We start from the raw sequence: 1,737 nt of genomic DNA, 5'->3' as shown, positions 1-1,737 counted from the left end.
GTCGGTCGTGAACACTTACCTGGAGAGGGGCCTTACAGCTGATGAAGCTGACTTCATTTTGGCAAATGCTGACCGTTATGTAATGACCATCGGAGTGGGGGATCGTCGGACAGGAACAGCGGTTCTGGGGGCGCGCTTTGCGATTGCGACCAATTGGAGCGGTGAGAACGTATCTGACCTGCAATTAACTCCCGATCCGTTTGCAGCGGGGGAATATAGGCATCGTTTGACATTAGCTGGAAGAGCCTTGACGGTCACGGACTCGCATTCAGGCACGAATATCTACGGCTCAATTCGTTACTTCACTGTGGAGCCAAAATTCTCCTGATTCCGACGCTGTTTTTTCGGCACGATCCTGCACGGCGAGAAGGTTAGACACCAGGTATGGATGATACGGCGGGCGCGATTGGTTCATGTGAGACAAACGCGGCTGTAAGGGGGGGCTCCAGTCAAAGCTCCCCCTCACGTTGTTGCCGTCCTCTCACTGTTCTGACTGCACTGCAGGATTTTGACCGCAGGCTATCGGATTACCGCGAAATGCTCGAAGACACTCGTCCACTTGCCGGGCGTTTAAATTATCGATGCTCGGATTTCCAGTGATTTCAGGTTTTGGCTTATCAGCGAGATGAAATTTAACCATCGGTTTTTCTGGTGTCATAGGAAAGCGGCTTGGCTCGGGCTTGAGCTTTATAACCTCTGTTTTTGCTGGCGCAGGGAGTTGGTCAGCAGTAACACCGTAATCTTGTAATAACGAACCAGTAGACAACTCGGCAGCAACGGCTCCCGCTGAGAGTGGCCCAAGCAGAAGGCAAGCAAAATAGCTTATATGCAATCTCATTTCTTAGAGACCTTTATCGAAAAGCAGTAAATTTAACTGTCATCTTGCCACGCTTTGCGGTCGGTCTTCTAGAGCCGGCCGTGAGTTCAGCTTTGTACTACTGAGTCTTTCGGTTAGTATTTGTGAGTTTCTTTTTGTATCGCATTTTGCAGCTTTCGATTAAGTTTTAATGGAGCGGAAGACTGCCGCTTGTCACCGACACCAATTTACCCAGCTCTAAAAAAGCTGGGTTTTTTTATTAGTGTTTTAGGGGATCCTTCTCGGAAAGCTTTCCTGGTTGACGAGTTAATTGATAAACGTTAATCCCAATTCTGGCCTGAAGCATTGGCGGTTGATGCACTGGCCTCATAAGCCAGCGAAGGGGGTTCAAGTCCCCACAGGCCAACCATATCAAACGTTACCTCGACCGTAGCGGAATATAACTTCGCTTACCCTTGTTAGAGCCTCGGCATTTGCGGGGGCTTTCTCGTTTCCGCTCCACCACGCCCGTCGCCTCAACTGTGCGCACGTCGGGGCCGAACCTGCCTGCTTACTTTGCAAGAAACGCAGCCAGAATTGTTGTGGCGACTCCGAATCGGCAGGCCCAACCAGTCTGCACAGCGGCCTATGAAATTGCCTTTTGACACTACTACCACAAGATATTTTTACCCATTGCTCAGTACGAGCTTTCGATGGATGTGAACAAATGACAAATGAACAGCAAGCGCTGGCAGAGATGCCGATTTTTTTGGTGATCATCCTGGCGTTGGTCGGTGGTGTGTCGGGTGAGATGTGGCGAGCCGACAAAGAAGGTGCGCGAGGCTGGGCTTTGCTGCGCCGGCTCGCCCTTCGGTCGGGGGCATGCATTGTCTGTGGGTTGTCGGCAATGATGCTGATGATCGCGGCGGGCATGACGATCT

Annotated in this window: 3 protein-coding genes and 1 tRNA gene; 3 read left to right on the top strand and 1 reads right to left on the bottom strand. The window is 51.1% G+C overall.

Annotation, left to right across the window (positions count from 1 at the left end; translation table 11 throughout):
• A partial coding sequence (locus AUC60_RS23155; protein ID WP_238599628.1) for a hypothetical protein occupies window positions 1–328 on the top strand: 328 nt, incomplete at its 5' end.
• Between the two features lie 153 nt (window positions 329–481).
• Here AUC60_RS23155 and AUC60_RS27730 read toward each other — a convergent pair.
• Window positions 482–838, bottom strand: a complete 357-nt coding sequence (locus AUC60_RS27730) for a hypothetical protein (RefSeq protein ID WP_144443291.1) — start codon at window positions 836–838, stop codon at window positions 482–484.
• Window positions 839–1,150: 312 nt separating this feature from the next.
• On the opposite strand from AUC60_RS27730, the gene AUC60_RS23150 reads away from it, so the two are divergent.
• Window positions 1,151–1,226 (top strand) — tRNA-Ile (locus tag AUC60_RS23150).
• Between the two features lie 297 nt (window positions 1,227–1,523).
• Window positions 1,524–1,737: phage holin family protein (locus AUC60_RS23145; RefSeq protein ID WP_274521402.1), on the top strand; the 214-nt coding region annotated here is incomplete at its 3' end.

Source organism: Pseudomonas caspiana (assembly GCF_002158995.1).
Taxonomy (GTDB): Bacteria; Pseudomonadota; Gammaproteobacteria; order Pseudomonadales; family Pseudomonadaceae; genus Aquipseudomonas; species Aquipseudomonas caspiana.
The sequence above is the reverse complement of the archived record's forward strand: the minus strand, read 5'-3'. Positions and strand labels throughout refer to the sequence as shown.